At 59.9% G+C, this 25,700-nt stretch carries 27 protein-coding genes and 1 tRNA gene; 8 read left to right on the top strand and 20 right to left on the bottom strand.

The annotated features are described in order from the left end of the window. Nucleotides 1-68 precede the first annotated feature (68 nt). Nucleotides 69-1,568: a Si-specific NAD(P)(+) transhydrogenase gene (gene sthA, locus J3A65_RS08430; RefSeq protein ID WP_245341497.1), complete on the top strand. Its 1,500-nt coding sequence runs from the start codon at nt 69-71 to the stop codon at nt 1,566-1,568. A gap of 122 nt (nt 1,569-1,690) precedes the next feature. Here the strand turns inward: sthA and rpsD are convergent, their stop codons facing one another. The 6 genes from rpsD to J3A65_RS08400 all read right to left on the bottom strand — a co-directional run bounded on the left by rpsD (nt 1,691) and on the right by J3A65_RS08400 (nt 7,099). After that, the gene (gene rpsD, locus J3A65_RS08425; protein ID WP_062457482.1) at nt 1,691-2,308 is read right to left on the bottom strand and encodes a 30S ribosomal protein S4; all 618 of its coding nucleotides are present in this window, start codon (nt 2,306-2,308) and stop codon (nt 1,691-1,693) included. A gap of 223 nt (nt 2,309-2,531) precedes the next feature. Beyond that, on the bottom strand, nt 2,532-4,055 hold the full coding sequence (locus J3A65_RS08420) for an ATP-binding protein (protein ID WP_209900706.1): 1,524 nt from the start codon (nt 4,053-4,055) through the stop codon (nt 2,532-2,534). 111 nt (nt 4,056-4,166) lie between these two features. Further along, nucleotides 4,167-4,805 carry a LysE family translocator gene (locus tag J3A65_RS08415; protein WP_192086646.1) on the bottom strand — a complete coding sequence of 213 codons (639 nt, stop codon included), beginning with the start codon at nt 4,803-4,805 and terminating at the stop codon, nt 4,167-4,169. Nucleotides 4,806-4,866: 61 nt separating this feature from the next. Next, on the bottom strand, nt 4,867-5,664 hold the full coding sequence (gene murI / locus J3A65_RS08410) for a glutamate racemase (protein WP_209900704.1): 798 nt from the start codon (nt 5,662-5,664) through the stop codon (nt 4,867-4,869). Next, nucleotides 5,648-6,487: an RNA methyltransferase gene (locus J3A65_RS08405; protein WP_062580361.1), complete on the bottom strand. Its 840-nt coding sequence runs from the start codon at nt 6,485-6,487 to the stop codon at nt 5,648-5,650. Before J3A65_RS08405 ends, murI begins: the two co-directional genes overlap by 17 nt. A gap of 81 nt (nt 6,488-6,568) precedes the next feature. Then, on the bottom strand, nt 6,569-7,099 hold the full coding sequence (locus J3A65_RS08400; RefSeq protein ID WP_062457497.1) for a hypothetical protein: 531 nt from the start codon (nt 7,097-7,099) through the stop codon (nt 6,569-6,571). 242 nt (nt 7,100-7,341) lie between these two features. Between J3A65_RS08400 and J3A65_RS08395 the strand changes: the two genes are divergently transcribed. From J3A65_RS08395 to J3A65_RS08385, 3 genes are all read left to right on the top strand, one after another. After that, nucleotides 7,342-8,556: an NADP-dependent isocitrate dehydrogenase gene (locus J3A65_RS08395; protein WP_062457500.1), complete on the top strand. Its 1,215-nt coding sequence runs from the start codon at nt 7,342-7,344 to the stop codon at nt 8,554-8,556. A 79-nt stretch (nt 8,557-8,635) separates the two neighbouring features. Then, a complete protein-coding gene (locus J3A65_RS08390) occupies nt 8,636-9,079 on the top strand; it encodes a GNAT family N-acetyltransferase (protein WP_244508807.1) in 444 nt (147 codons plus the stop codon). 225 nt (nt 9,080-9,304) lie between these two features. Next, nucleotides 9,305-9,643, top strand: coding sequence for a hypothetical protein (locus tag J3A65_RS08385; RefSeq protein ID WP_192086648.1), 339 nt, complete (start codon nt 9,305-9,307; stop codon nt 9,641-9,643). A 75-nt stretch (nt 9,644-9,718) separates the two neighbouring features. Here the strand turns inward: J3A65_RS08385 and J3A65_RS08380 are convergent, their stop codons facing one another. The 3 genes from J3A65_RS08380 to J3A65_RS08370 all read right to left on the bottom strand — a co-directional run bounded on the left by J3A65_RS08380 (nt 9,719) and on the right by J3A65_RS08370 (nt 13,243). Continuing rightward, nucleotides 9,719-11,341: an ABC-F family ATP-binding cassette domain-containing protein gene (locus J3A65_RS08380; RefSeq protein WP_209900702.1), complete on the bottom strand. Its 1,623-nt coding sequence runs from the start codon at nt 11,339-11,341 to the stop codon at nt 9,719-9,721. A 186-nt stretch (nt 11,342-11,527) separates the two neighbouring features. Next, on the bottom strand, nt 11,528-13,012 hold the full coding sequence (gene tig, locus J3A65_RS08375; RefSeq protein ID WP_062457509.1) for a trigger factor: 1,485 nt from the start codon (nt 13,010-13,012) through the stop codon (nt 11,528-11,530). A gap of 146 nt (nt 13,013-13,158) precedes the next feature. Beyond that, nucleotides 13,159-13,243 (bottom strand) — tRNA-Leu (locus J3A65_RS08370). 394 nt (nt 13,244-13,637) lie between these two features. Between J3A65_RS08370 and J3A65_RS08365 the strand changes: the two genes are divergently transcribed. From J3A65_RS08365 to trmFO, 3 genes are all read left to right on the top strand, one after another. Next, nucleotides 13,638-13,784: a DUF1127 domain-containing protein gene (locus tag J3A65_RS08365; protein WP_082471897.1), complete on the top strand. Its 147-nt coding sequence runs from the start codon at nt 13,638-13,640 to the stop codon at nt 13,782-13,784. A gap of 258 nt (nt 13,785-14,042) precedes the next feature. Further along, a complete protein-coding gene (locus tag J3A65_RS08360; protein WP_082471896.1) occupies nt 14,043-14,186 on the top strand; it encodes a DUF1127 domain-containing protein in 144 nt (47 codons plus the stop codon). A gap of 165 nt (nt 14,187-14,351) precedes the next feature. Beyond that, a complete protein-coding gene (gene trmFO / locus J3A65_RS08355) occupies nt 14,352-15,773 on the top strand; it encodes a methylenetetrahydrofolate--tRNA-(uracil(54)-C(5))-methyltransferase (FADH(2)-oxidizing) TrmFO (RefSeq protein WP_062457512.1) in 1,422 nt (473 codons plus the stop codon). 4 nt (nt 15,774-15,777) lie between these two features. On the opposite strand, the gene J3A65_RS08350 is transcribed toward trmFO, so the two are convergent. From J3A65_RS08350 to yajC, 4 genes are all read right to left on the bottom strand, one after another. Further along, a complete protein-coding gene (locus tag J3A65_RS08350) occupies nt 15,778-16,257 on the bottom strand; it encodes a hypothetical protein (protein WP_245341496.1) in 480 nt (159 codons plus the stop codon). Nucleotides 16,258-16,347: 90 nt separating this feature from the next. Next, on the bottom strand, nt 16,348-17,214 hold the full coding sequence (locus J3A65_RS08345) for a phytoene/squalene synthase family protein (RefSeq protein ID WP_209900700.1): 867 nt from the start codon (nt 17,212-17,214) through the stop codon (nt 16,348-16,350). Between the two features lie 3 nt (nt 17,215-17,217). After that, nucleotides 17,218-17,604 carry an Mth938-like domain-containing protein gene (locus J3A65_RS08340; protein WP_209903393.1) on the bottom strand — a complete coding sequence of 129 codons (387 nt, stop codon included), beginning with the start codon at nt 17,602-17,604 and terminating at the stop codon, nt 17,218-17,220. A 58-nt stretch (nt 17,605-17,662) separates the two neighbouring features. Then, the gene (gene yajC, locus J3A65_RS08335; RefSeq protein ID WP_062457522.1) at nt 17,663-18,016 is read right to left on the bottom strand and encodes a preprotein translocase subunit YajC; all 354 of its coding nucleotides are present in this window, start codon (nt 18,014-18,016) and stop codon (nt 17,663-17,665) included. Between the two features lie 212 nt (nt 18,017-18,228). On the opposite strand from yajC, the gene J3A65_RS08330 reads away from it, so the two are divergent. Next, nucleotides 18,229-19,098 carry an ATP-binding protein gene (locus tag J3A65_RS08330; protein WP_209903391.1) on the top strand — a complete coding sequence of 290 codons (870 nt, stop codon included), beginning with the start codon at nt 18,229-18,231 and terminating at the stop codon, nt 19,096-19,098. Between the two features lie 78 nt (nt 19,099-19,176). On the opposite strand, the gene J3A65_RS08325 is transcribed toward J3A65_RS08330, so the two are convergent. The 7 genes from J3A65_RS08325 to J3A65_RS08295 form a co-directional block, all read right to left on the bottom strand. Beyond that, nucleotides 19,177-20,766: a peptidoglycan DD-metalloendopeptidase family protein gene (locus J3A65_RS08325; protein ID WP_209900699.1), complete on the bottom strand. Its 1,590-nt coding sequence runs from the start codon at nt 20,764-20,766 to the stop codon at nt 19,177-19,179. A gap of 156 nt (nt 20,767-20,922) precedes the next feature. Beyond that, nucleotides 20,923-21,576: a protein-L-isoaspartate(D-aspartate) O-methyltransferase gene (locus tag J3A65_RS08320; protein ID WP_209900696.1), complete on the bottom strand. Its 654-nt coding sequence runs from the start codon at nt 21,574-21,576 to the stop codon at nt 20,923-20,925. A gap of 31 nt (nt 21,577-21,607) precedes the next feature. Next, nucleotides 21,608-22,363 (bottom strand): 5'/3'-nucleotidase SurE, encoded by a 756-nt coding sequence (surE, locus tag J3A65_RS08315; RefSeq protein ID WP_062457534.1) that lies wholly within the window; start codon nt 22,361-22,363, stop codon nt 21,608-21,610. Between the two features lie 11 nt (nt 22,364-22,374). Continuing rightward, nucleotides 22,375-23,655 (bottom strand): serine--tRNA ligase, encoded by a 1,281-nt coding sequence (gene serS / locus J3A65_RS08310; protein WP_209900694.1) that lies wholly within the window; start codon nt 23,653-23,655, stop codon nt 22,375-22,377. Nucleotides 23,656-23,709: 54 nt separating this feature from the next. Further along, nucleotides 23,710-24,534 carry a twin-arginine translocase subunit TatC gene (tatC, locus tag J3A65_RS08305; RefSeq protein ID WP_062457539.1) on the bottom strand — a complete coding sequence of 275 codons (825 nt, stop codon included), beginning with the start codon at nt 24,532-24,534 and terminating at the stop codon, nt 23,710-23,712. After that, nucleotides 24,534-25,289 (bottom strand): Sec-independent protein translocase protein TatB, encoded by a 756-nt coding sequence (gene tatB / locus J3A65_RS08300; protein ID WP_209900690.1) that lies wholly within the window; start codon nt 25,287-25,289, stop codon nt 24,534-24,536. Before tatB ends, tatC begins: the two co-directional genes overlap by 1 nt. Before the next feature lie 31 nt (nt 25,290-25,320). Beyond that, complete coding sequence (locus tag J3A65_RS08295) at nt 25,321-25,551, bottom strand: twin-arginine translocase TatA/TatE family subunit (RefSeq protein WP_062457545.1); 231 nt, start codon at nt 25,549-25,551, stop codon at nt 25,321-25,323. Nucleotides 25,552-25,700: the final 149 nt, after the last annotated feature.

Here is a 25,700-nt window from a genome sequence, read left to right as displayed (position 1 = left end):
GATTGGTAGGAGACGACGCAGGTAGGCTATTGCAGCGTAACAGCGGGATTCGAGAAGCGGAGCAGTCCATGAACCAGTACGACCTCATTGTTGTCGGCAGCGGCCCTGCCGGTCGCCGCGCAGCCATTCAAGCCGCCAAGCTCGACCGGAAAGTGCTCGTCATCGAGCAGGGCCGACGGGTAGGCGGCGTTTCCGTGCATACCGGCACCATCCCGTCGAAGACGCTGCGCGAAACCGCGTTGAACCTCTCCGGCTGGCGCGAGCGCGGTTTCTACGGCCGATCCTACAGGGTCAAGGAAGAGATCAGTGCCGAGGACCTTCGCCGCCGGTTGCTGATCACGCTCGACCATGAAGTCGAGGTGCTCGAACACCAGTTCGCCCGCAACCGCGTCCAGCACCTTCGTGGCAAGGCGAGCTTTCTGTCGACCGATACGATGGAGGTGCTGAAGGACGACGGAGAAGCGGTTCAGGTCAAAGCCAAAAGCATCCTGCTTGCCGTCGGCACGCGCCCGTTTCGCCCAGACTACATGCCCTTCGACGGCAAGACGGTGATCGACAGCGACGAACTGCTCGAAATCGAAAAACTGCCGCGCTCGATGGTGGTCATCGGCGCCGGCGTTATCGGTATCGAATATGCGACGATCTTTTCCGCGCTCGACACCGCCGTCACCGTCATCGATCCGAAGGCGACGATGCTCGACTTCATCGACAAGGAGATCATCGAGGATTTCACCTACCAGCTGCGCGACCGCAACATGAAGCTGTTGCTGGGCCAGAAGGTCGAGAAGGTGGAGCACCTTCCCGACGGCAAGGTCTCGGTCACGATCGATACCGGCCGTAAGATCATCACCGACATGGTGCTGTTTGCCGCCGGCCGCATGGGCGCGACCGACAGCCTCAACCTGGCAGCAGCCGGCCTCGACGCCGATAACCGCGGCCGTCTGAAGGTCAATCCGGAAACCTTCGAGACCTCCGTCCCCGGCATCTATGCCGCGGGCGATGTCATCGGCTTTCCGAGCCTTGCCTCGACATCGATGGAACAGGGCCGAATTGCCGCTCGCGTCGCCGTCGGCGCAATTGCCAAGGAGCCACCGAAGTATTTTCCCTACGGGATCTACGCCGTGCCGGAGATTTCGACCTGCGGCCTGACGGAAGAGGAAATGAAGGAGCGCGGCATTCCCTACGAATGCGGCATCGCCCGTTTCCGCGAGACCTCCCGCGGCCACATCATGGGCCTCGACCACGGCATGTTGAAGCTGATCTTCTCATTGAAGACGCGCCGCCTTCTCGGCGTGCACATCATCGGCGAAAACGCCACCGAACTCGTGCATATCGGCCAGGCGGTTCTCAACCTGAAGGGTACCGTCGAATATTTCGTCGAGAACACCTTCAACTACCCGACGCTTGCCGAAGCCTACAAGATCGCCGGCCTTGATGCCTGGAACCGGATGGGCGAGCTGCCGAAGGGCGACGCACAACACGAGACGGTCCAGCTGACGGATACCAACACGTCGACTACCGTCGAGACGTCGGTTAAGTCGGAAAAGAAGAAAACCTCTTCCAGGTAAGAATGACCGGAAGAGACAAGCAAAAAGCCGCCCCGAAAGGAGCGGCTTTTTTGTGGGTCCGACATGACACCAGATACAAAAATGGCCCCTCTCGGGGCCATTTGTCTGAAATGGTGTCGCTATTAACGCGAGTAGAATTCGACGACCAGCGACGGTTCCATGATGACCGCGTAGGGTACATCGGCCAGGCTCGGGATGCGAGCGAAGGTGGCAACCATCTTGTTGTGATCGACTTCGATGTAGTCAGGAACGTCGCGTTCTGCGAGCGAAACGGCTTCCAGAACGGTGACCATCTGCTTCGACTTCTGGCGAACTTCGACAACGTCGCCAGCCTTGCAGCGGTACGAACCGATGTTGACCTTGACGCCATTGACCGTGACGTGGCCGTGGTTGACGAACTGACGAGCAGCGAACACGGTCGGAACGAACTTTGCGCGGTAGACGATGGCGTCCAGACGCGATTCCAGCAGGCCGATCAAGTTTTCACCGGTGTCGCCCTTGCGGCGGTTGGCTTCTTCATAGATCGCGCGGAACTGCTTCTCGCGGATGTCGCCGTAGTAGCCCTTCAGCTTCTGCTTGGCGCGCAGCTGCACACCGAAGTCGGAAAGCTTACCCTTGCGGCGCTGACCGTGCTGGCCAGGACCGTATTCGCGGCGGTTAACCGGCGACTTCGGGCGGCCCCAGATGTTTTCGCCCATACGGCGATCGATTTTGTACTTAGACGATTCGCGCTTGCTCATCGTATTTCCTTTCAGAAAGTTACACCGGTTCGTTGCCGAACCGGATGAAGGAAACACGCCCTCCTCTGAACCTCGATTTAGAGGTTCTGACAGGCTTCTCACGAAAAGCGTTCGGAGAGTGCCACGGGACATGTCGTTGAAACACCCGGTGTTGCCACCGGGCGTTGGCGGGTCTTTAGGCGGCTGTCATCAAAATGTCAACAGCAGCCGGGTCGCTGCGGGCTTATTCCGCAGCAATCTTGAGATCGCCCTCATCAGGCGCTTCGGCACTGCCGGGCGCCGTTTCCGCCTGCAGCTCCGGAAACGCGACGATGCGCTTGCCGGTAAAGTCGGAATGGACCACGACCAGCCCCTGCTCTTCGAAATAGCCCAGCAGACGGCGTGCGCGGCGTGCGGAGTGCGTGCCGTAGGCGCGGGCAATCCGTGCATCGGACGGGCATGGTTCGCCGCCGAGTGCCGCCTTTGCCATCATCAGAAACACGCCCTGAAGGTTATCCGAAACACTGTTCGACATGGACAGCACCGTCGTCCAGGCTTCGCTCGAGGCCATCGCAGCATCGACCCCGGAACGGGCAATCGCCGTGCGGCGACGGAAGTCGCTGAGCGACAGCGGCGGGCCCGGCAGACGACGCATGCGGGCGCGAACGAGGAAGTCCTGATAGAGAACCGCGTCCGTCCGATAGGCCGATTGCGGATCGTCGAGGATCTCGGCCATGACCGCCATCAGCCGATCCTCACGCTCCTCGACCGTAAGCACGGGCACCGGCGTCCGCGGCTCGGCGGCAGCCGGCTGAAGGGAAGCAGGCGTCGAGCGCGAGAGTTCCGCCAGAATATCGGTGGTCGGCCGTGGCGCCGGCACCTGGCGGCGGTTCGCCGTCAAAGGCCGGGTGAATTCTTCTGGATCCGGCGTGAAGATGAGACCTTCGACATCCAGATGCGCGTCCGGCAGCGGCATCAGCTTTGGGCTGGACGAACGGGCCGATGTCTCGACATTGCCGATGATGATCGGCAGAGGCCGACGCGACAGAGCCGGACCGAGCGCGACGAAGTTGCCGCGCTTCAGATCGCGGAACATTTCCGCCTGACGCCGATCCATGCCGAGCAGGTCAGCGGCGCGGGCCATGTCGATATCAAGAAACGTGCGACCCATGAGGAAGTTGGAGGCCTCGGCTGCGACGTTCTTCGCAAGCTTTGCCAGGCGCTGAGTGGCAATGACGCCGGCCAGACCGCGCTTACGGCCACGGCACATCAGGTTGGTCATCGCCCCGAGCGACATTTTGCGTGCATCTTCGGAGACGTCGCCACCAACCGATGGCGCAAACATCTGGGCTTCGTCGACCACGACCAGAACCGGATACCAGTAGTCGCGATCGGCATCGAACAGGCCGTTCAAAAAGGCGGCGGCGGCGCGCATCTGCTCTTCGAGATCAAGGCCTTCGAGGGTCAGGACGCAGGACACGCGGTTTTTGCGGATACGGTTGGCAATGCCCGCGAGTTCGGCTTCGGTGCGTTCGCCATCGACGACGACATGACCGTATTTGTCGGCCAGCGTGACGAAATCACCTTCCGGATCGATCACGACCTGCTGGACCCACGGTGCGGACTGTTCCAGCAGCCGCCGCAGAAGATGCGACTTGCCCGAGCCCGAGTTGCCCTGGACGAGGAGACGCGTTGCCAGAAGCTCCTCGATATCGAGCTTGGCCGGATCACCCCCGGTCAGAGTTCCCATATCGATGCCGACCTGCAATGCCTTACCTCGTATGCCGTCTACACGCGGTCAAAGACCGCCAAACATTCTCACTAACAGAGAAAGGGATTCGTTTCGCCGTGCAAGAGAGGAAATGCACAGGCTTTGCGGTCAGGCCGCTGCCCGCTTGAAGCCGAGCGACAGAAGCCCTGCCCCGATCATCAGCGAACCACCGGTCCGGTTGACGATTTTCTGTACCCGTGGCCTGCGGATCTGGTTGCGGGCCAGGGAGGCGAGAAGCCCGTAGAGCGTGGCGTTGATCGTCGCCAGAACCAGAAACGTCACCTCGAAAACAGCCATCTGAAAGAACAGCGGTTTTGACAGATCGAGAAACTGCGGCAGGAAGGCGACGAAGAACACGATGCCCTTCGGATTGAGCGCGGTGACCACGTAGGTGTGCAGCAGGATGCGCAACGGTCTGGCTTGCGGCAGCTCCCCCTCGCCGGCTGCGACCTCTGGATCCATCACGGGTGCGCGCCACAGTTTGATGCCGAGATAGATCAGATAGGCGGCGCCCACCCATTTGAGGATCGTGAACAGCATCGCAGACGTGGCGAGCAAGGCGCCCAACCCCAGCATCGAGGCGGTCATTGCCGTGAAGTCCCCGAGTGCCACGCCAGCGACTGTCGCGGTCGCCACCTTTCGCCCGTGCGTCATCGCATAGGAGATGACGAGCAGGATCGTCGGTCCGGGAATGGCCAGAAGAATCGTGGATGCGGCGACGAAGGCCAGCCAGTTTTCAATCGACATCGTGTCTGCTACTGATCCGGTAGGCCGAGCAAGCCACCGAATTTAGCCGATGACAAGAGGGCTAGACCCGCAAACCAAACCCTTGCATCAGACGCTGCGTGGCAAAATCCGGATTGCCCGACGTGAACACCGCGAAGTCGAACTCGCCGGGGTATTGCACACCATCCAGAAGCGGCACCTTGCGCCGGGCCTGTCGGGCGATCGCCTCGGCCGGATCGAGCCAGTCGACCGGCCAGGGTGCCAGGCGGCGGAACAGGTTCGCCATGAAGGGATAATGCGTACAGGCGAGAACGACGATATCGGTCTTGCGGCCGTCCTTCTCGACGAAGCAGGGCATGATTTCGGCTAGGACAGCGTCGTCCGACAGGTTCTCGCCGCGGATATAGGCTTCCGCCATGCGGGCCAGATTTTCCGATCCGACAAGCCTCACGTGACACTGCGTGGCAAAGGACTGGATCAGATCACGCGTATAGGCGCGCTTGACGGTGCCGGGCGTTGCGAGGACGGACACGAGGCCGGATCTGGTTCGCTCGGCTGCAGGCTTTATCGCCGGCACGGTGCCGACGAAGGTCATCTCGGGAAAGCGCTCACGAAGCGCCGCTCCCGCCAGGGTGAAGGCGGTATTGCAGGCAATGATGGAGATTTCCGGCTGGTAGTCGTTCAGCAGGCGCTCGAACTGGGACAGGATCCGCGCCGTCAGCGCCTCCTCCTCCCAGCCGCCGTAAGGGAAACCGGCGTCGTCGGCGACATAGATGAAACCGCGCTCTGGCATCAGCACGCGCGCCTCACGCAGCACAGTCAGTCCGCCGATGCCCGAATCGAACATCAGCACCGGCTTCAGGTCATTCGTCGCCGCCATTGCCTTCGGTCTCCTCGGTCACGTCGGCCTTCTTCTGCCTCGGCGTCGTTTTTCGTGGCCATTGACGTGGAAACGCATCCAGCGATTTGATCACGCCGCGAAACACGCTGACTTCCTGCTCCGAAAAGCTCCGCCGCGAAAGGACCGCGCGCAGATTGTCGATCATCTTCGGCTTCTTCTCAGGCGGATGGAAGTAGCCTCGGGCATCGAGCGCCTCCTCGATCTGCTCGAACATGCCGAACACTTGGTCCTTCGTCGAGGGCCGCTGCTCGATCGGCTGGAAGCGGGTTTCCTCGATATCGTCCATGCCGGATTTCATCCAGTCATAGGACATCAGCAAAACCGCCTGGGCGATATTGAGCGAGGCGAAGGCCGGATTGACCGGGAAGGTGACGATCTCGTCGGCGAGCGCCACCTCTTCGTTGCTTAAACCCCAGCGTTCGCGGCCAAACAGAATGCCGGTCTTTTCACCTGCCTTGAATTTCTCACGCAATGTGGACGCCGCATAGACCGGTGACCGAACGGGCTTGAAGCCGTAGCGTTCGCGCGCCGTCGTGGCATAGACGAAGTTCAGGTCGCGGGTCGCGTCTTCCAGCGTCTCGAAGACGACGGCTCCATCGATGACGTGGTCAGCCTTCGACGCGGCAGACCTCGCCTTCTCGTTCGGCCAACCATCACGAGGACTGACGAGGCGCAGTTCCGCCAAGCCGAAATTGGCCATGGCGCGCGCCACCATGCCGATGTTTTCGCCCAGTTGCGGTTCCACCAGAATGATGGCCGGGCCCTCGGCAATGAGCTCGCGCTCGCTATTCGTACCTGACATCGCTTAATCCCAACAATTTCAGGCTGGGCAGATAGCCGCCGGATGGATGAAGAGCAAGGCTTTCAGAAGGTTTGCTTCCCTCTACTCGCCCTTGGCGATCGATTGCATCTCTTCGACGAGCGAATCGCTTTCATTCTCGACAACGCGGTGGATGTCCTTGATGACCGGCTTGCCGTCTTCCTCGATGACGTCGAAATGCACTTCCGAAACGCTGTCCTTCATTTCCGCATCATCGATGCAGGCCCACTGCTTGAACGTGACCTTCACATCCGACACGCCATTTGCCGCCGGTGCCGGCACGATGGTGACGTCCTTCAGCGGGCAGCCGTCCTGCGAACTCGTGACGACGTCGTAGCCGAACGGATCGCCGGGGGCATTGTTTTCGGTTTCGTAAGCGGGGTGCTTGGACGCTTCCGAGTAGGCAGTCTGGAACGACTTGCTAAAATTCTGCTGGATCGGCTCGGGATCGAACAGCGACTTCCAGTCACTATCAACCGTATTCCAGTTGTCTTCGGTGATCTTCATCACCGCCTTTACCGGATCGGTCACATCCGCCGCCAGAACGCCGGTGGAAATCAGGGTGAAGAGAGAAAGAAGCGGGAGTATCCGCATATCATAGATCCAGTGCTGCGATGAGTTTTGGCGGACATTACGCCGCGCCCGATGTTTGGCAATGCTCAATCTTGAGGGCCAATTTCAGGCAGTATGATGATGGCGAGCGCATGTTCCAATTTTCTAACCGAATCGCGCCATATCAGACCGCACCATCTTTGCGTTCTCTTCCCCGCGATGCTATAGCGCCCCCGTTGATCATTTTTGAGGCCTAAACGGCCCATTACGGCAAGAGGAAGTCCATGCAGAAGATCAAGGTAGCGAACCCGGTCGTCGATCTCGACGGCGACGAGATGACCCGTATCATATGGCAGCTCATCAAGGACAAGCTGATCCTTCCCTATCTCGATCTCGACATCGAATATTACGACCTTTCCGTCGAGAACCGTGATGCGACGAACGACCAGGTCACCGTCGATGCGGCTCACGCAATCAAGAAGCACGGCGTCGGCATCAAGTGCGCGACGATCACGCCGGACGAAGACCGCGTGAAGGAATTCAATCTCAAGCAGATGTGGAAGAGCCCGAACGGCACGATCCGCAACATCCTCGGCGGCGTTATCTTCCGCGAGCCGATCATCTGCCAGAACGTGCCGCGCCTCGTTCCCGGCTGGACCAAGCCGATCGTTGTCGGACGCCATGCTTTCGGCGACCAGTACAAGGCGACCGATTTCAAGTTCCCCGGCAAGGGCAAGCTGACGATCAAGTTCGTCGGTGAAGACGGCCAGGTTATCGAAAAGGACGTGTTCGACGCGCCCGGCGCAGGCGTTGCCATGGCGATGTACAACCTTGACGAATCGATCCGCGAATTCGCGCGCGCTTCGATGATGTACGGCCTGATGCGCAAGTGGCCGGTCTACCTGTCGACCAAGAACACCATCCTCAAGGCCTATGACGGCCGCTTCAAGGATATCTTTGAAGAAGTTTACCAGGCTGAATTCAAGGCGAAGTTCGCCGAAATCGGCATCACCTACGAACACCGCCTGATCGACGACATGGTCGCATCGGCTCTGAAGTGGTCCGGCGGTTACGTCTGGGCGTGCAAGAACTACGACGGCGACGTCCAGTCCGACACAGTTGCGCAGGGCTTCGGCTCGCTCGGCCTGATGACCTCGGTTCTCTTGTCGCCGGATGGCCGCACGGTCGAAGCCGAAGCTGCGCATGGCACGGTAACGCGCCACTACCGCCAGCACCAGAAGGGCCAGGAAACCTCGACGAACTCGATCGCCTCGATCTTCGCCTGGACCCGTGGCCTTGCGCACCGTGCGAAGCTGGATGACAACGCCGAACTGGCAACCTTTGCCACCACGCTCGAAACCGTCTGCGTCGACACGGTCGAACAGGGCTACATGACCAAGGATCTGGCGCTTCTGATCGGCCCGGAACAGCCTTGGCTGTCCACGACTGCCTTCCTCGACAAGATCGATGAAAACCTGAAGACGGCCATGGCTGCCTAAGCCTCATCTCTTCAGTAGAATTCGGCAAACGGCGGGGTATACTCCCCGCCGTTTCTGTTTTTTGCTCGAGGAGATGCCCGTGACGACAATCCGCCCGCTTGAGCCTGCCGACCGTGCCGCATGGGAACCCCTGTTCAGAGCCTATCTCGAGTTCTACGAGTCGGAACTGCCGAAAGAACAGTACGACATCACGTGGTCCCGCTTTCACCATGATGACGAGCCCCTGCAGGCACTTGGCGCTTTCGACGAGAACGGGCAGATGGTCGGCATCGTGCATGTCGTCTTCCACCGCTCGACCTGGTTACCTGACATGACCTGCTATCTGCAGGACCTCTACGTCGACAGCAGCCAGCGTGGACGCGGCGTGGGGGAAGCCCTGATCGAGAAGGTGGCACTGCTCGCGCGCGACCAGAATGCCGGTCGGCTCTACTGGCTGACGCAGGAAGACAACACAGCCGCGAGGCGTCTCTATGACCGTGTCGCTGTGGCGCCAGGGTTTATCCAGTATCGCAAGCCGCTTTGAGAGACGCTTCCAGCAAGGCGGCTTAAACCGGACTTTGAGCAGTATTCCTGCCGGGTTTCACAGCGATACCTCGCGTTCCGCCGATGACACCGACAATGCTGCACGGCTTAATTAGTTGCGGTTTATCAATATTCTACAATTAATGATGAACCAACATGCTAGTTGTCTGCGGTTATGGAAATGATAGATGTTCCCTACCCCAATTCTGGGTTGAGGGACACTACCGTGAGAAAGACTGTACTTATTGCGGCCGCTGCACTGGCGGCTCTTTTTGCATGCACCACTACATCCAACGCCTCGGATCTCGTCTTTACCTTGAAGAACAGGACCAGCGGCACGCTTGAGCGTTTCTATACGTCGCCCGTCGGTGTTGACGACTGGGAAGAAGATGTGTTCGGCAAGGATGTTCTCGAGCCCGGCGAGAGTATCGAGATCACCATCGCTGACGGTCGCAGGGTCTGCAAATACGATCTGCGCTTCGAGTTCACCGAGGATTCAGGCCTCGAGGACCTCGAAGACTCGCAGGATCTCTGCAAGATGGGATCCTACACGATCCACGAGTGACACCGTGCCTACATCACCACCCGGTGATGTAGGCTGCTCACTGTGACTCCTCACGATGCGTCGGTTGGTCCAGGATCAGCTTGCGAGACCCGGCGCCTCGTAACCCGTGCGTTCGACATATTCCGTGTAGCCGCCATCGAAACGATGAACGCCGTCCGCGGTCACTTCCAACACCCGGTTGGACAGCTCGGCCAGAAAATGCCGGTCATGGCTGACGAACAGCATCGTGCCGTCATAGTCGGCGAGCGCCTTGATCAGCATTTCCTTGGTATCGAGATCCAGGTGGTTGGTGGGCTCGTCCAGCACCAGGAAATTCGGCGGATCAAACAGCATGGCCGCCATGACGAGACGGGCCTTTTCTCCGCCGGACAGAACCCGGCATCTCTTCTCCACGTCATCGCCTGAAAAGCCGAAGCATCCGGCAAGGGTGCGAAGCGCGCCCTGCCCGGCCCGCGGGAACTCGGACTCCAGCCATTCGAACACGGTCTGCTCGCCATCCAGCACATCCATGGCATGCTGGGCGAAATAGCCCATCTTGACACTGGCGCCGATCGCGACGGATCCGACGTCGGGTGCCGCCGAACCTGCGATCAGCTTGAGAAGGGTCGATTTGCCAGCGCCGTTGATGCCCATGATGCACCAGCGTTCCTTGCGGCGGATCATGAAATCCAGTCCGTCATAGATCACGCGGCTGCCATAGGCCTTGTGGACACCCTTGAGGTTTGCAACATCCTCACCGGAACGCGGTGCCTGCTGGAATTCGAAGGCGACCGTCTGGCGGCGACGCGGCGGTTCCACCCGCTCAATCTTGTCGAGCTTCTTCACACGGCTCTGCACCTGGGCTGCGTGCGACGCTCGCGCCTTGAAGCGTTCGATGAACTTGATCTCTTTCGCCAGCATCGCCTGCTGCCGCTCGAACTGCGCCAGCTGCTGCTTCTCGTTCTGCGCCCGCTGCTGTTCGTAGAAGCCGTAATCGCCGGCATAGGTGTTGAGCGAGCCGGCATCGATCTCGATGATCTTGTTGACGATGCGGTTCATGAACTCGCGGTCATGCGAGGTCATCAGCAAGGCGCCGTCGTAGTTCTTGAGGAACTCTTCAAGCCAGATCAGGCTTTCGAGATCCAGGTGGTTGGACGGTTCGTCCAGCAGCATGACGTCCGGGCGCATCAAGAGGATGCGGGCAAGCGCCACGCGCATCTTCCAGCCGCCGGACAGTTTGCCCACGTCGCCGTCCATCATCTCTTCGCTGAAGGAGAGGCCTGCCAGAACCTCGCGAGCGCGGCTTTCCAGCCCATAGCCGTCCAGCTCCTCGTAACGCGCCTGTACCTCGCCATAGCGATCGATGATGTCATCCATCTCGTCCATCCGGTCGGGATCGACCATCGCGGCTTCGAGCGAGCGCAGTTCGGCGGCAACGCTGCTGACTGGCCCTGCCCCGTCCATCACCTCGGTGACGGCGCTGACGCCCGACATTTCTCCGACGTCCTGATTGAAATAGCCGATCGTCACATGCTTCTCGACCGTGACCTGTCCCTCATCGGGCAGCTCCTGGCCGGTGATCATCCGGAACAGAGTCGTCTTGCCCGCCCCGTTCGGACCGACCAAACCGATCTTTTCGCCGCGGTTCAGGGCCGCAGAGGTCTCAATGTAGAGAATGCGGGAACTGTTGGACTTGCTGATATTCTCGATGCGGATCATGGCTGCCGGAAAGTGAGGACGCGTTCGGCGTGCCTTATGTCACGGGATGGGCCGGATGTCGCGGGGTTTCATGGTGCCATAACCGCAAGCATCAAGGTGTGTGGCTCAAGCAGCACTCGACAAACTGAAACGCAAAAGGCCGGACAGTTTCCTGCCCGGCCTTTTGTCAATTTGTATCTCAGAAGATTACTCTGCGCTGTCTTCAGCGGCCTTCTTCTTCGGTGCTGCCTTCTTCTTCGGAGCAGCGGCTTCTTCGCCTTCTGCAGCCTCTGAAGCTTCAGCCTTTGCCTTCTTCGGCGAAGCCTTCTTCTTGGCAGGCTTGTCCGCGTCTTCGCCTTCTTCTTCGGCGAGCAGCTCTTCCTTCGTCACGGTCTTGTCAGTGACCTTGACCTCGGACAGGAGATGATCGACGACCTTTTCTTCAAAGATCGGGGCACGCAGCGAAGCGGAAGCGCCTGGGGTGTTGCGGAAGAAATCGAGGATTTCCTTCTGCTGGCCCGGGAACTGCTGCAGCTGTGCGTAGAGTGCACGCTGCATTTCTTCCTCGGTTACTTCGACGCCGGCCTTTTCGCCGATTTCGGAGAGAACCAGGCCGAGACGGACGCGACGTTCGGCAAGCTTGCGATACTCTTCGCGTGCTTCTTCCTCAGTCGTTTCTTCGTCTTCAAACGTCTTGCCCGACTGCTGCAGATCGGTGTTGATCTGGCGCCAGATGTTGTCGAACTCGGCGTCAACGAGGCCCTGCGGCGCGTCGAACTTGTACATCTCGTCGAGCTGGTCGAGGATCTGACGCTTGACCTTCTGACGCGTGACGTTGCCGTACTGGCTTTCGATCTGGCCGCGGACGATTTCCTTCAGACGATCGACCGATTCGATGCCAAGCGTCGAAGCAAGTTCGTCGTTGATCTCGACGGCAGCCGGAGCAGCGATGTCCTTGACGGTGATGTCGAAGGTCGCGTCCTTGCCAGCCAGGTTCGGAGCCGGATATTCGGACGGGAAGGTCACGGTGATCTGCTTTTCGTCGCCCGACTTGACGCCAACCAGCTGGTCTTCGAAGCCCGGGATGAAGCGACCCGAACCGATGACCAATTCTGCGTCTTCAGCAGTGCCGCCATCGAAGGCTTCGCCATCGACCTTGCCGAGGTAGTTCATGGTGACGCGATCGCCTTCAGCGGCAACGCCGTCCTTTGTCTCGAACGTGCGAGCGCTTTCGGCGATCTTGAGGATCTGCTCGTTGACTTCGTCTTCCGACACTTCAACGACTTCGCGCTCGACGGTGATACCGTCAGTCGACTTCAGCTCGATCGGCGGGATCACTTCATAGGTCAGGGTGAATTCGAAATCAGCCTGTGCATTGAGGATCTTTTCGGCTTCCGCCTCGTCTTCGGTCATCGACACCGAAGGCTGCGTTGCCGACTTCTCGCCGCGCTCGGAGAGAATCTTGGTGGGGCGTTCGCGGACGATCTCGTTGACGAGATCAGCCATGATCGACTTGCCATAGGTCTTCTTGAGGTGGGAAAGCGGCACCTTGCCCGGACGGAATCCGTTGATGCGAACCTTGTCCTTGGCGTCGGCCAGACGAACGTTGAGCTCGGCTTCCATATCCTGCTTAGGGATAACGACCTTGATTTCGCGCTTCAGCCCTTCAGCGAGCGTTTCGGTAACCTGCATTTTTATACCTTCTTATCGTGGCGGCGGCGCCCATACAGCCGTTCGTGTTTTTCGTGAGCACACCACCGGAACTAAAAAGTGACCAGCCGCGGCTTTCATAAGCAGCGCGTCCTGCCGTTACCGGCGAACAGCGCGTCCAGCGATCCTGGTGCGGGTAGAGAGACTTGAACTCCCACGCCTTGCGGCACCAGAACCTAAATCTGGCGTGTCTACCAATTTCACCATACCCGCGCCCCTAGGCATCGAAACTCTAGCGGCCAGAGGCCTTCCGGAGCGCGCGTCTCTATAACACCCGTTTTCCTACACGCAAAGGAAAAATGAAGGTTTGTGACGCCTGTTTGATGATGATCAGAAGGGAGACTGCGTTCACCTCGGGTCGAGCTGGCAAGCCGGACAGGAACGGCCCTACGCGCCTTCATTGTGGGTGTAATAGACGTAAAATTCAGCGCCTGATCAAATTATGGTCAGATACAGCTCGTTTCCGCACGATCCTTCTGCATGCAATGCAACAGATGCATAGGTGGCATACGAAATGCGCGCTTTTTCCTTCGCAGCGCAGCATTTAAAACGATTAGCAACGCAGCCGGAAGCAATTAGCCGGCATTGACCAACGAAGGAAACGACCATGAAAATCGCAAAGAAGCTGAACGACTGGCGCAAGTACCGCGAAACGGTTTCGGAACTCGGCCGCATGTCGGACCGCGAACTCTCTGACCTCGGTATTGGCCGCTCCGACATCCGTCGCGTTGCACGCACGGCAGTCGGCTTCTAAAATCTAAAGAACGACCAACGGTCTACCGTTTAAAAGCGCCTCCTTCGGGAGGCGTTTTTCGTTTGTGCATAGTGCTTCACGCAGCGAAACGGCAGCTGCTGCTTTTTCGTACGAAGCTGCAAAAAGCATCAACTCATTGCACAAACGCATGGCAGTCGCACATTTTTTGCACTGCACCTTTCGGCGCCTCTCACCTATATGAAGCTCATCGCCGGTGACGATAGATCACTGGGAAAAAGATGATTGAGGAAACACCAAATGAACCCGATCCGCATCGCTAAGAACTGGATCAGCTACCGCCGTACGATCAATGAACTCGGCAGCCTTTCCAACCAGGCGCTCAACGACATTGGTCTGACCCGCTACGACATCCGCGGCATCGCCGCTCGTTCCTTCCGTTAATCCATCCATTGTGATGGACCAGCGCGATATGATGTCGCGATGGCGAGAGAACGATAGTCGCAATGATCCGAAAAGATCAAAGAGACACCCAAGGAATGATCAGAGGCACCTTTTTAGGTGCCTTTTTGATTCCGGCCGTTCGAATGCCGTGATAATGAGCCGGACATGAGCACCATATCGAATTCGTCTACCCCTGCCCCAATCCACGTCGTCGGTGGCGGCCTTGCCGGCTCCGAAGCATCCTGGCAGATCGCTGAGGCCGGCATCCCCGTCATTCTCCACGAGATGCGCGGCGTGCGCGGCACCGATGCCCACCGCACGGACGGTCTCGCCGAGCTCGTCTGCTCGAACTCTTTCCGCTCCGATGATGCGACGGCCAATGCCGTCGGCGTCATCCATGCAGAAATGAGGCTGGCCGGCTCTTTGATCATGGCCTGCGCCGACAAAAATCAGGTCCCGGCCGGCGGCGCACTTGCGGTCGACCGCGACGGTTTCTCTCATGCAGTCACGCAGGCGATCGAAAACCATCCGCTGATCACCGTTGTGCGAGAGGAAATTCACGGTCTACCGCCGGCGGAATGGGACTTGGCCGTCGTCGCGACCGGTCCTCTGACGTCGCCCGATCTCGCAAAGTCGATCCAGGCCGAGACCGGAGAGGACCAGCTCGCCTTCTTCGACGCGATCGCGCCGATCGTCCACCGCGAATCGATCGATATGGATATCTGCTGGTACCAGTCGCGCTACGACAAGGTCGGGCCTGGCGGCACAGGCAAGGATTACATCAACTGCCCGCTCGACGAAGCGCAGTACAATGCCTTTCTCGATGCACTGATTGCGGGCGATACGGTCGGCTTCAAGGAATGGGAAGGCACGCCCTATTTCGATGGCTGCCTGCCGATCGAGGTCATGGCGGAGCGTGGGCGCGAAACGCTGCGCCACGGTCCGATGAAGCCGATGGGGCTTACCAATTCACACAATCCGACCGTCAAGGCCTATGCCGTCGTCCAACTGCGGCAGGACAATGCACTTGGCACGCTCTACAATATGGTCGGGTTCCAGACCAAGCTGAAGTATGGCGCGCAGGCCGAGATCTTCCGGATGATCCCGGGGCTGCAGAACGCGGAATTCGCACGGCTCGGCGGCCTGCATCGCAACACCTATATCCAGTCACCGATGCTGCTCGATCACTCGCTGACTTTGAAGAGCCGGCCGGGCCTGCGATTCGCCGGTCAGATCACCGGCTGCGAGGGCTATGTGGAGAGTTCGGCAATCGGTCTTCTGGCTGGTCGTTTTGCGGCTGCCGAGCGCAAGGGCGAAGAAATCGTCCCGCCGCCGGCGACAACGGCCTTCGGTTCTCTGCTTGGGCATATCACCGGGGGGCATCTGGTCCACGACGAAGAGCCCGGCAAACGGTCCTTCCAGCCGATGAATGTCAATTTCGGCCTGTTTCCGGATCTTGCTCCCGGCTCGATCGTCAAACCGGAAGGCGTGAAGCGCTTCCGGGGCAAGGACAAGACGATCATGAAACGGCAGTTGATGTCCGTTCGTGCGCTGAAGGACTGCCGTGAGTGGCTGGGTATCGCCTAAAAGCCTAATCGGAGCGGCCGGTGTTTGAAGCCGGCTGCGGTTCGGCCGGAAGCTGTCGATCGGTAACGCTCACATAATTGTCGAGAAGCCAAAGCGACACTTCTGCCGCCTCTCCTTCGTTCCTGAACACGAAGGTTCCGTTCTGGGTCGGAGAATCCAGGAATTCGGCCGAAAAGCCTTTCGGTTCGGGCGTCGGCGTGACCCGCACGCGGCCGGGTCGGATTACGTGGCATGCGAAATGATTGCCACGGTTGCGCATGATGCCTGACTTATTGTCGTGCAGTCGCACAAAGATCGTGTTCGCATCGGCTGTGCTGTGCAGGCTCCTGATGGCTTCGGCAGGATAGGCGCGACCGAATTCGAGTATCGCCAGTCCCATATCGTGAAGGCTGTCCTCGTCACTGTGCTTGACCAGGCGGGTAACATAAAAGGCCATGGCCAGCATCACGCCGATGGCGATCGACCAAACTACCAAAGGGCTCAAGACTGCTTCTCCACTGATGGCAGATGCGCACCTGCCGATATAGGGCATTTATCCCCCAAGGCTTGCGTGAAGCGTGGCGACTGGTGATTGCTAGAAGCGTTTGAGGACGGCAGCCTTCAGCATCTGCAACTGACGACGCCATTGGGGAGACTGCATGTCTCCGTCGAGAGCATCGGCTCCCCGGCGTGAAGCGCGCTGCAGAACCGGCTCGACAAGCGCTACCGGCACGAAGGCCGGCACGAGCGCGGGCGGAAGAGGACCGGCACGTCGTGCCTTGTCGAGATGCTCGAGGCCAAGGCCGGCAAAGGCCTGAATTGCTGCGGAAATGCGAGGTTTGTCGCTGCCGGCCAGAAAGCTGTCGCGGTCAAGACCGGTGGCAGCCAGAAGATCGAGCGGGAGGTAAAGCTGGTTGCGGCGCCGATGGATCGGCAAAAGCAGGATGAAACCGGCGATCGCCTGCGCAACACCCGCATGGCCGGCCGCCTGCGTGGACCTTGCGGCATCTTCGGGCGAAAGGATGAGGCTTGCAAGCTGGATCAAAGCCGAGGCGGTTTCGCCAGCATAGCCTTCCAGCGCGTTGCGGTCAGTGAGCGGATCGTCGTAGAGATCGAAGATTCGCGCTTCCGTCATGGCGACAAGCGTCTGACGCGGCAGCCGATAGGTCTCGATCGCATCCTGCAGTCCCGCAGCGATCGGATTGCCGCCCGTGTCTCCCAGCCCGTCTGCCTGAATTCCACCCTCAAGGAAATCCCGCCACCATTGCAGGCGGATCTCTCCCGGAAGCGGCTCGCGGACCATGTCCCGGACGCGCGCAATTTCGGCGTTGAAGGCGTAGAGCGCGGCGAGCGCCGGGCGCTTGTCTTCCGGAGACAGGAGGCATGCGAGATAGCGGTCGCGGTCCGTGTCTCGCAGCGTCGCGAGACAGAGTTCGCCATTCGTTGAACGATCGTCACTCATGGGTCAGACGGCAATCAGCGCGACGGCGACGGCACGGGATTCGGCGAGCATGATATTGTAGGTGCGCACGGCAGCACCGGTGCTCATCGGGTCGGAAGAGATGCCCTTCGCCTTCAATGCGGCTTTCACCTCTGCGGGTATCGGCTTCAGGTTGTGGCCCGTGCCGATCAGCAAGACCTCAATGCCTGAGGCTTCGTCGAGGACCTTGTAGAGGGAGGAAACCGTCAGGGGCTCACCTTCGCCCAGATCCCAGCCGTGTATCCCTGAGGGAAGGCAGAGGATCGACCCGCGATGCGACATGTCGGCAAAACGGAAACCGCCATTGCCGTAGGCATCGATCTGGGCGCGACCGGGGAAATGGGCTTCGCGTATCTCGATCCCTTTTGCCATCATCGCGTCCTTGATTGATTAAAAATGGAAAGGCCCGCCAGAGCGGGCCTGCCGGATGTCAGGACGCGGTGTCGGCCTTGACCGGCTCGCCCTTGACGCGGACTTCGGCGATGTAGGCGCGCATTGCGCGGACCTTGACGCCGTCGGCGATTTCGACTTCGACTTCGTTGTCATCGACAACCTTCGAAACCCGGCCGACGAGGCCGCCGCCAAGCACAACCTGGTCGCCACGGCGAATGCTCGTCAGGGTCTCCTGGCGTTTCTTGGCCTGGGCGCGCTGCGGACGGATCAGGAAGAAATACCAGACCACCATCAGAGGTGCGAAGAGCAGCACCATCTGCAGAATCGAGTCTGTTGCGGAAGCCGCCGGCGCCGCTCCACCCGCCTGCGCGAATGCCTCAGTAATGAACATCAAGAACTCCTAAACGATAAGCGGAGGCGCCGAGCCCCCTGTCATAAGCCGCCGGAATATAGTTGTGACACGGGGGAATGCAACAGAAAGCGGTCCTCCCGCGTACTGAATCCACGGCTCTACGGCTTTTGATGCAATAACGAGCATGTTACCTGCTGAAAAAAGCGGCCGAGAGGGCGCGACCGATGACAAAAAGTCTTGAGGAATACCAGATGACCGACGAGCTCAACGCCCTGATCCTGTCTGAAGTGCGCCGGCTCGCCGACGCAGTCGAGCGGCTGGCGGGCCCTCCACCAGCGGTCAATGACTGGACTGTCGCGGATTGCTTTGTCTGGGTGCCGACAAACCAGCGCCTGCAGCCCGTGCCACGCCCCAACCGCGTCGCCCTCACCCTGATCCGTGGCGTTGACCACGTGCGCGACATCCTGCAGGAAAACACGTTGCGGTTTGCCGAAGGTTATCCGGCAAACAACGTCCTTCTCTGGGGCGCGCGCGGCATGGGCAAGTCGTCGCTGGTCAAGGCCGTGCACGAGGATATCCGCGCGTCGACCGGTGTCTCGCTGAAACTGGTCGAAGTCCACCGCGAGGATATCGCCTCGCTGCCGGCGCTACTCGACATCCTCAAGGCATCCGGCCATCGCATCATCGTGTTTTGCGACGATCTGTCCTTCGACCACGAAGATACGGCCTACAAGTCTCTGAAGGCAGCGCTCGACGGTGGCATCGAAGGCCGGCCGGACAACGTCCTGTTCTACGCCACATCGAACCGGCGCCACCTTTTGCCGCGGCATAGGCTGGAAAACGAGCAGTCGACGGCGATCAACCCGTCCGAAGCGGTCGAGGAGAAGGTTTCGCTCTCGGATCGTTTCGGGCTTTGGCTCGGGTTCCACAAGTGTAGTCAGGACGACTACCTGACCATGATCGACGGCTATGCCGACCATTTCGATCTCGGCCTCAACCGCGAAACCCTGCACCACGAGGCGCTCGCCTGGGCGACGACGCGCGGCGGGCGTTCCGGCCGCGTCGCGTGGCAGTATATCCAGGATCTCGCCGGGCGGATGCGCAAGACACTCACGCCGTGAGTTCTTGAAGCAGCCCCAAAACGAAAAAAGCGCAGCCGAAGCTGCGCTTTTCTCCCGTCCCCTTGAAACGCACTACAATTATTCAAGGAAAGTGATGGGGTTGACCGGTGTCGCATCCTTGCGCACCTCGAAGTGGACCTGCGGACGCTGAGCGTCGCCGCTCATGCCGGACGCCGCGACAGTCTGGCCGCGGGTGACCTTCTGGCCGCGCGTGACGTTGATGTTGCCGGCGTGGCCGTAAACGGTGACCTTGCCATCGTCGTGGCGAACCAGAACGGTGTTTCCGAGCTGCTTCAGGCCGTTGCCGGCATAGATGACGACGCCGTTTTCAGCGGCCTTGATCGGCGTGCCCTCGGGAACCGAGATGTCGATACCGTCATTGCGGCTGCCGTTGACGTTGGCCCCGTAGCCGGCGATGACCGCGCCACTGACTGGCCAGCGATATTTCGAAATGCCGGTCGACTGCGGTGCAGCGGCAGACACATCGGACTTCTTCTCGACGTCCGACAGCGATGCTGTTTCCTGTGGCGCAGGCTTTGCGGGTGCTGCTTCAGCGACAGGCGACGGTGCAGCAGGCTTCGGCTGGGCAGCCGGCTTTTCCGGGATGGATGCGGTTCTGACCGGATCGGTCGCAACCGAGCTACCACCGACCTTCAGGCTCTGGCCGACCCGCACACCGTCCGTCGTCAGACCGTTTGCGGCCTTCAGCTGATCAATCGGCGTGCCGGTTTCGCGAGCGATCTTTGCAAGGCTGTCGCCAGGCTTGACCGTGTAGGTGCCACCGAGAGGCTTGCCGCCCGGAGGTGTGATCTTGCCAGGCTCCGCCATCGCCTTGTCGCGGGTCGGCGTTGGCAGAACGGCAACCTTCTGCTCGGTCTGCTGGGTGGGCGCTGGCGCCTTGTTCTGCAGGTCGATATCGGACGCCGCAGTCTTCGCGGAATTACGGGAAGGGCCGAAGGTCGGGATGACAATCGTCTGGCCCGGCTTCACAGCGCCGCCATTGGCCTTCAGGATTTCCTTTTCAGGAACGCCGTAGCGGGAAGACAGGGTCGATGCGGTCTCGCCTGCCCTGAGCGTTACCCGCGGAGCGTTGACCGAAGACCAGCCGGACATCGGCTTCGTCGAAGCCGTTGTCAGGTTGTCGCCTCGAGCGGTCGACGGTGTGGGAGCCGTCAGAGACTGCGAACCACCGCTACGACCCGGGTATGACTGGGCCATCGATTCCTGGCGAGTGCCCTGACCGCGGTCAGCCGCCATCGGTGCACGGGACGCCATGGGAGCGGACGCCTGAGCAGACGGCACGCCGGGAGCTGCCAACTCGTTGCGCTGGACGGCCATCGGCGCCGAAGCGGCGCGGGCCGGTGATGAATAGCCACCGGACTGGGCCGGATAAGGCTGGTTCATCGCGGTATTTCGCGAACCGTAATCCTGCTGGACCGGTGCCACCGCCTGGCCCGACCGCACATCGTCGCGCGGCATTGGCGCCTGGCCATAGGCCCCGCCGACCGGACGCTGGGGTATTGAAGCCGTTGTCAGCTCATCTTTGGAGAACAGCCCGGAGAAACGGCTCGAATCCGAGCTGCAGCCAGTGGCCGCACTCGCCAGCAAAGCCGCAACTGCGAGCTTAGCTACTGATTTTCCGACTTTTTGTGCACTGTTGACACGCATGGACTCGACCTACACTCACGCAACCATCGTGGGAGTCATTAAAGCGCGTTAGTCTTACTGTGGGGTTAAAGTGTCGGAAGAGATGCGATTTTTTTGATAATTCGCTAACCATGAGTTGGAAGCGCTTGGCAGGAGCGGAACCAATGCCGAACCAGCTTAAAGCGCTGCCGCCATCTGCGGAATGATCGGCAGGAATGGTACGGTGAACAGGTCTTCCCGTTCAAACCGGCTCCCGGTCTTGGTGAGCCTCACCATCATGCAGGTCTCGTCGTCGCCGATCAGCGGCGCAACCATCGAACCGCCATGGGTCAGCTGCTCCGCATAGAATCGCGGCAGAACCGTAAATGCCGTGGTCACGAAAATCCGATCGAACGTACCCTCACCCGGCATCCCGTTGCTGCCATCCGCCTGTCGTGCAATGACGTTGCGCATTCCAAGCGCGTCAACGCGGGCCTGCGCCGCAACGGTGAGCGTCTTATAGCGATCTACGGTCAGCACCCGTTCTGCGATGCGGCCGATCACGGCGGCTGTAAAACCGCTGCCGGTACCGATTTCGAGAACACGATGACCGGGTTTCACCTGCAGAGCGGCCAGAAGGCGAACCGCAAGATCTGCCCCTTCCATAAAGGCACCGCAATCGATCGGGACCGTGCGGCTGGAATAGGCTTCCTGAGAAAGCGTGGGCGGCACGAACTGCGAACGAGGCGTCTGCTCGACGGCAGTCAGAAGGTCGATATTAGAAATGCCTGCGGACCGGAGCCGCAAGACAAGTGCAGCAAACCCTTCCTTCTCGACCATGCCCGATTTCAAGCTGTCACTCCGCCTGCCACGTTATCTGGGTTCAACCCAGCGCCTTCATCAAGCGATCCTGCACCGAATAGTCGGTCAGGTCCAGTTTCAGCGGTGTTACTGAAATGCGATTGGCCTTGATGGCGTTGATGTCGGTGCCCTCCGCCTGGCGGCCGACACGCGAGGCAAAGTACAGCCAATAGTATGGGAAGCCTCGACCATCCTGGCGTTCGTCGATCGCCACGTCGAAATCGGTCTTGCCCTGAGACGTGACTTCCGTCCCCTGGACATCGTCAGGCGCGCAGGCCGGGAAATTGACGTTGAGAAACGTGCCGGCCGGAAGGTCCGTATCCAGCAATTTGCGGATCAGGCCCGGGCCATGCGATTCGGCCGTATCCCAAGGCAGGACGCGGCCGTTCTCCTTGCGGTAGGCCTGGCTGAGCGCGATCGACCGGACGCCTTGCAGAGTGCCCTCGATGGCGCCTGCGACCGTGCCAGAATAGGTCACGTCGTCGGCAAGGTTGGCACCGACGTTGACACCCGACAGAACGAGATCCGGCTTGCCCCCCATGACGTGGCGCATCGCCATGATGACGCAGTCCGTCGGCGTGCCGCGCACGGCATAGTGCCGGTCGCTGATCTCGCGCAGGCGCAGCGGCTCCGACAGGGTCAGGGAATGCGCATAACCGCTCTGGTCGGTTTCTGGCGCAACAATCCAGACGTCATCGGAAAGCTGGCGGGCAATCCGTTCGAGAACCGCCAGGCCTTCCGCGTGGATACCGTCGTCGTTGGTGAGCAGGATGCGCATTCAGGGCTGCCTTATGCTTTTTCTATTTTGGTCAGGCCGCTCATATAGGGCAGAAGCGCGTCCGGGATCGTAACGGAGCCGTCTTCATTGAGATAATTTTCGAGGACAGCGATCAGGCAGCGGCCGACAGCGGTGCCCGAGCCGTTCAGCGTGTGAACGAATTTCAAAGCCTTGTCGTCCTTGCCGCGGTAGCGCGCGTTCATCCGGCGGCCCTGGAAATCGCCACAGACCGAGCAGGACGAGATTTCACGGAAAGCATCCTGTCCCGGCAACCAGACTTCGATGTCATAGGTCTTGCGGGCGCTGAAGCCCATGTCGCCGGTGCAGAGCGTCATCGTCCGGAAATGCAGGCCGAGACGCTTGAGGACGTTTTCGGCGCATTCGGTCATCCGCTCGTGCTCGGCGATCGATGATTCCTGATCCGTGATCGAGACGAGCTCGCATTTCCAGAACTGGTGCTGGCGCAGCATGCCGCGCGTATCGCGACCCGCAGAACCGGCTTCCGAACGGAAGGACGGGGTAAGCGCCGTAAAGCGCAGCGGCAGCTTTTCGGCGTCCAGAACCTCGCCCGAAACAAGGTTGGTCAGCGTCACTTCGGCCGTCGGGATGAGGTAGCGGCCATCCGTCGTCTTGAAGAGATCTTCCTCGAACTTCGGCAACTGGCCTGTGCCGTACATTGCCTCGGACTTTACCATCAGCGGCGACGACACTTCCGTGTACCCGTGCTCGCTGGTGTGCATGTCGATCATGAACTGACCGATTGCCCGCTCAAGACGGGCAAGCGGTCCGGTCAGCACCGTAAAGCGCGAGCCCGAGAGTTTTGCGGCGCGCTCGAAATCCATATAGCCGAGCGCTTCGCCGATCTCGAAATGCTCCTTGGCGGGATGATTCCAGCCGGGCTTCGTTCCGATCGTGCGCGTAACGACGTTGCCTGATTCGTCCTGGCCGACGGGGACATCGTCGAGAGGATTGTTTGGAAGGCGCGACAGCGCGTCATCGAGCGCTGCGACAGCTGCCCGTTCTTCCTGCTCGGCGGCCGGCATCGTGTCCTTGATGGTGGCGACTTCCGCCTTCAGCTTCTCGGCGAGTTCGGTATTCTTCTGCGCCATCGCATTGCCGATCTCCTTGGAGGCGGCGTTGCGGCGCGACTGCATATCCTGAAGCGTCTGGATGACGCTGCGGCGGGTATCGTCCATCGCAAGCAGGGTGGCAGCCATTGGCTCGGCGCCGCGCTTGTTCAGCGCTGCGTCGAAAGCTTCCGGATTATCGCGGATCCACTTGATATCGAGCATGATTCTTGGCCTTCAAAGCATGAGGCCGCTGCGATATCGATCGAGAGAAAAACCTCAGGCCTTCTCCGTCTCTGCGACGTCAGACGAGGCCTCATCACTCGAAGCGTCCTCATCGCGTCTGCGCTCGACGAGTCGCGCGGCGTAGATGGAAATCTCGTAGAGAAGGATGGTCGGTATAGCAAGACCGATCTGGGACATCGGATCCGGCGGCGTCAGGACGGCGGCAACGACGAAGGCGATGACGATCGCGAACTTGCGCTTCTCGCGCAGCCACTTGCTGGACAGGATGCCCACGCGAGCAAGCAGCGTCGTGACCACGGGAAGCTGGAAAACCAGTCCAAAGGACAGAACCAGCGTCATGATGAGGCTGAGATATTCCGAAACACGCGGAAGAAGCGAGATCCCCACTTCACCCTCGGTCGGCGCCTGCTGCATGGCCAGGAAGAACCACATCACCATCGGCGTGAAGAAGAAGTAGACCAGTGCGCCTCCAAGCAGGAACAGCACAGGGGAGGCAATCAGGAACGGCAGGAAGGCTGCCCGCTCGTTCTTGTAGAGCCCGGGAGCCACGAACTTGTAGATCTGCGAGGCAATCACCGGAAAGGCAATGACCAGCGCGCCAAACATCGCAACCTTCACCTGGGTGAAGAAGAATTCCTGCGGCGCGGTGTAGATCAGTTCGGATTTCGCGATATCGAGCTTTGCCCAGATGACCGCCCATTTGTAGGGAATGACGAGAAGGTTGAAGAGCTGCTTTGCGAAGAAGAAGCACACGACAAAGGCGAGGAAGAAAGCGCCGATCGACCAGATGAGCCTTGTCCGCAACTCCATCAGATGCTCGATAAGCGGCTGCGGCTTATCTTCGTAATCACCGCTCATCAGGCATCGTCCTTCGGGGTATCGACAGGCTTCTTCGGGGTACGCTTGCGGGCGGCTGCAAGCTTGACGGCCGTCTCAGTCGTTTCAGGTGCGGACACCGGGACCTTGGCCACGCGAACACGTTTCGGCTGTTCGGCAGACGTCGCCACTGGGGCAGGCTTCTCCGCCCTCGTGGATCTGCGTGTCGTTGCAGGCTTATCCACAGCTGCCGGCTCACCCGTGGCCGCCAACTTCGGTGCGCGAGGCTTTCTAACGCGACCGGGTTCGGCAGGCGTTGTCGCCTCCGCTGGTGCCGGCGTCACAGCAGAGGACGTCGGCGCAGCAACAGGAGATGCCGTGACGGGCGTAACCGGCACAGCCGCAACAACAGGCGCCGTATCGGCGACCGGAGCACCTTCGACAGCATGCTGCGCTTCGACATCCGTGCTGACCGGCGTCGGCGTCGACGGCATATGCGTCGCCTTCTGCAGATCGTTTCGGATGTCCTGCCCCATCTGGCGAAGCGGATTTATCGCGTCGCGCAGGCTGTTGGCGGGATTGAGGCTCTTGGCGTCCGAAATCGTCTTCCGGACGTCATCCATGTCTGCCTCGCGAAGCGCCTCGTCGAACTGCGTCCGAAAGTCACCCGCCATCTTGCGCAGGTTTGATGTCATCTTCCCGAAAGCGCGCAGCATGGGCGGCAAGTCCTTGGGACCTACGACCACGATAAGCACAATGGCAATGACAAGTAGCTCGGTCCAACCGATATCCAACATTCAGAGAGGCTCCTGAAACCCTCCCGACCAATTAAGACCGGGTGGTTTCCTTGATCTCGTCGGGCTTGTGATCGACCGTCCTGCCGCCGTTCACAGTATCGGTAGGCTTTGCCTCAGGGGCATCCTCGTCCGCCATGCCTTTTTTGAAGCTCTTGATGCCTTTGGCAAAGTCGCCCATCAGCTCAGGAATCTTGCCGCGTCCGAACAGGACAAGCACGATGACTAGAACGATCAGCCAGTGCCACACACTAAAAGAACCCATAGTCTAACTCCATTGGAACGTGACCCCGATGTAAGCTTTTTAAGTTTGTTTTTCAAACACCAAATACGTTGCACGAAAAGCTATGAACGGATGACTTTCGCGATCTAGCGACGCTGCTGTCGGCAACGGACAATCACGCATGGTCCATA

The organism is Rhizobium sp. PvP014 (assembly GCF_017876855.1).
In the GTDB taxonomy this organism is placed as follows: domain Bacteria; phylum Pseudomonadota; class Alphaproteobacteria; order Rhizobiales; family Rhizobiaceae; genus Neorhizobium; species Neorhizobium soli.
Note: the sequence above shows the minus strand (reverse complement) of the source record. Positions and strands in the feature narration are given on the sequence as shown.

Coding starts and splice junctions, on each gene's coding strand:
- J3A65_RS08330 (WP_209903391.1), top strand. CDS start 18,229: ATGACCGACGAGCTCAACGCCCTGATCCTGTCTGAAGTGCGCCGGCTC.
- J3A65_RS08295 (WP_062457545.1), bottom strand. CDS start 25,551: ATGGGTTCTTTTAGTGTGTGGCACTGGCTGATCGTTCTAGTCATCGTG.
- J3A65_RS08360 (WP_082471896.1), top strand. CDS start 14,043: ATGAACCCGATCCGCATCGCTAAGAACTGGATCAGCTACCGCCGTACG.
- J3A65_RS08380 (WP_209900702.1), bottom strand. CDS start 11,341: ATGATCCGCATCGAGAATATCAGCAAGTCCAACAGTTCCCGCATTCTC.
- tatB (WP_209900690.1), bottom strand. CDS start 25,289: ATGTTGGATATCGGTTGGACCGAGCTACTTGTCATTGCCATTGTGCTT.
- J3A65_RS08415 (WP_192086646.1), bottom strand. CDS start 4,805: ATGTCGATTGAAAACTGGCTGGCCTTCGTCGCCGCATCCACGATTCTT.
- J3A65_RS08340 (WP_209903393.1), bottom strand. CDS start 17,604: ATGGCAAAAGGGATCGAGATACGCGAAGCCCATTTCCCCGGTCGCGCC.
- tig (WP_062457509.1), bottom strand. CDS start 13,012: ATGCAGGTTACCGAAACGCTCGCTGAAGGGCTGAAGCGCGAAATCAAG.
- yajC (WP_062457522.1), bottom strand. CDS start 18,016: ATGTTCATTACTGAGGCATTCGCGCAGGCGGGTGGAGCGGCGCCGGCG.
- trmFO (WP_062457512.1), top strand. CDS start 14,352: ATGAGCACCATATCGAATTCGTCTACCCCTGCCCCAATCCACGTCGTC.
- J3A65_RS08345 (WP_209900700.1), bottom strand. CDS start 17,214: ATGAGTGACGATCGTTCAACGAATGGCGAACTCTGTCTCGCGACGCTG.
- tatC (WP_062457539.1), bottom strand. CDS start 24,534: ATGAGCGGTGATTACGAAGATAAGCCGCAGCCGCTTATCGAGCATCTG.
- J3A65_RS08405 (WP_062580361.1), bottom strand. CDS start 6,487: ATGTCAGGTACGAATAGCGAGCGCGAGCTCATTGCCGAGGGCCCGGCC.
- rpsD (WP_062457482.1), bottom strand. CDS start 2,308: ATGAGCAAGCGCGAATCGTCTAAGTACAAAATCGATCGCCGTATGGGC.
- J3A65_RS08400 (WP_062457497.1), bottom strand. CDS start 7,099: ATGCGGATACTCCCGCTTCTTTCTCTCTTCACCCTGATTTCCACCGGC.
- murI (WP_209900704.1), bottom strand. CDS start 5,664: ATGGCGGCGACGAATGACCTGAAGCCGGTGCTGATGTTCGATTCGGGC.
- surE (WP_062457534.1), bottom strand. CDS start 22,363: ATGCGCATCCTGCTCACCAACGACGACGGTATCCACGCGGAAGGCCTG.
- J3A65_RS08325 (WP_209900699.1), bottom strand. CDS start 20,766: ATGCGTGTCAACAGTGCACAAAAAGTCGGAAAATCAGTAGCTAAGCTC.
- sthA (WP_245341497.1), top strand. CDS start 69: ATGAACCAGTACGACCTCATTGTTGTCGGCAGCGGCCCTGCCGGTCGC.
- J3A65_RS08395 (WP_062457500.1), top strand. CDS start 7,342: ATGCAGAAGATCAAGGTAGCGAACCCGGTCGTCGATCTCGACGGCGAC.
- J3A65_RS08365 (WP_082471897.1), top strand. CDS start 13,638: ATGAAAATCGCAAAGAAGCTGAACGACTGGCGCAAGTACCGCGAAACG.
- serS (WP_209900694.1), bottom strand. CDS start 23,655: ATGCTCGATATCAAGTGGATCCGCGATAATCCGGAAGCTTTCGACGCA.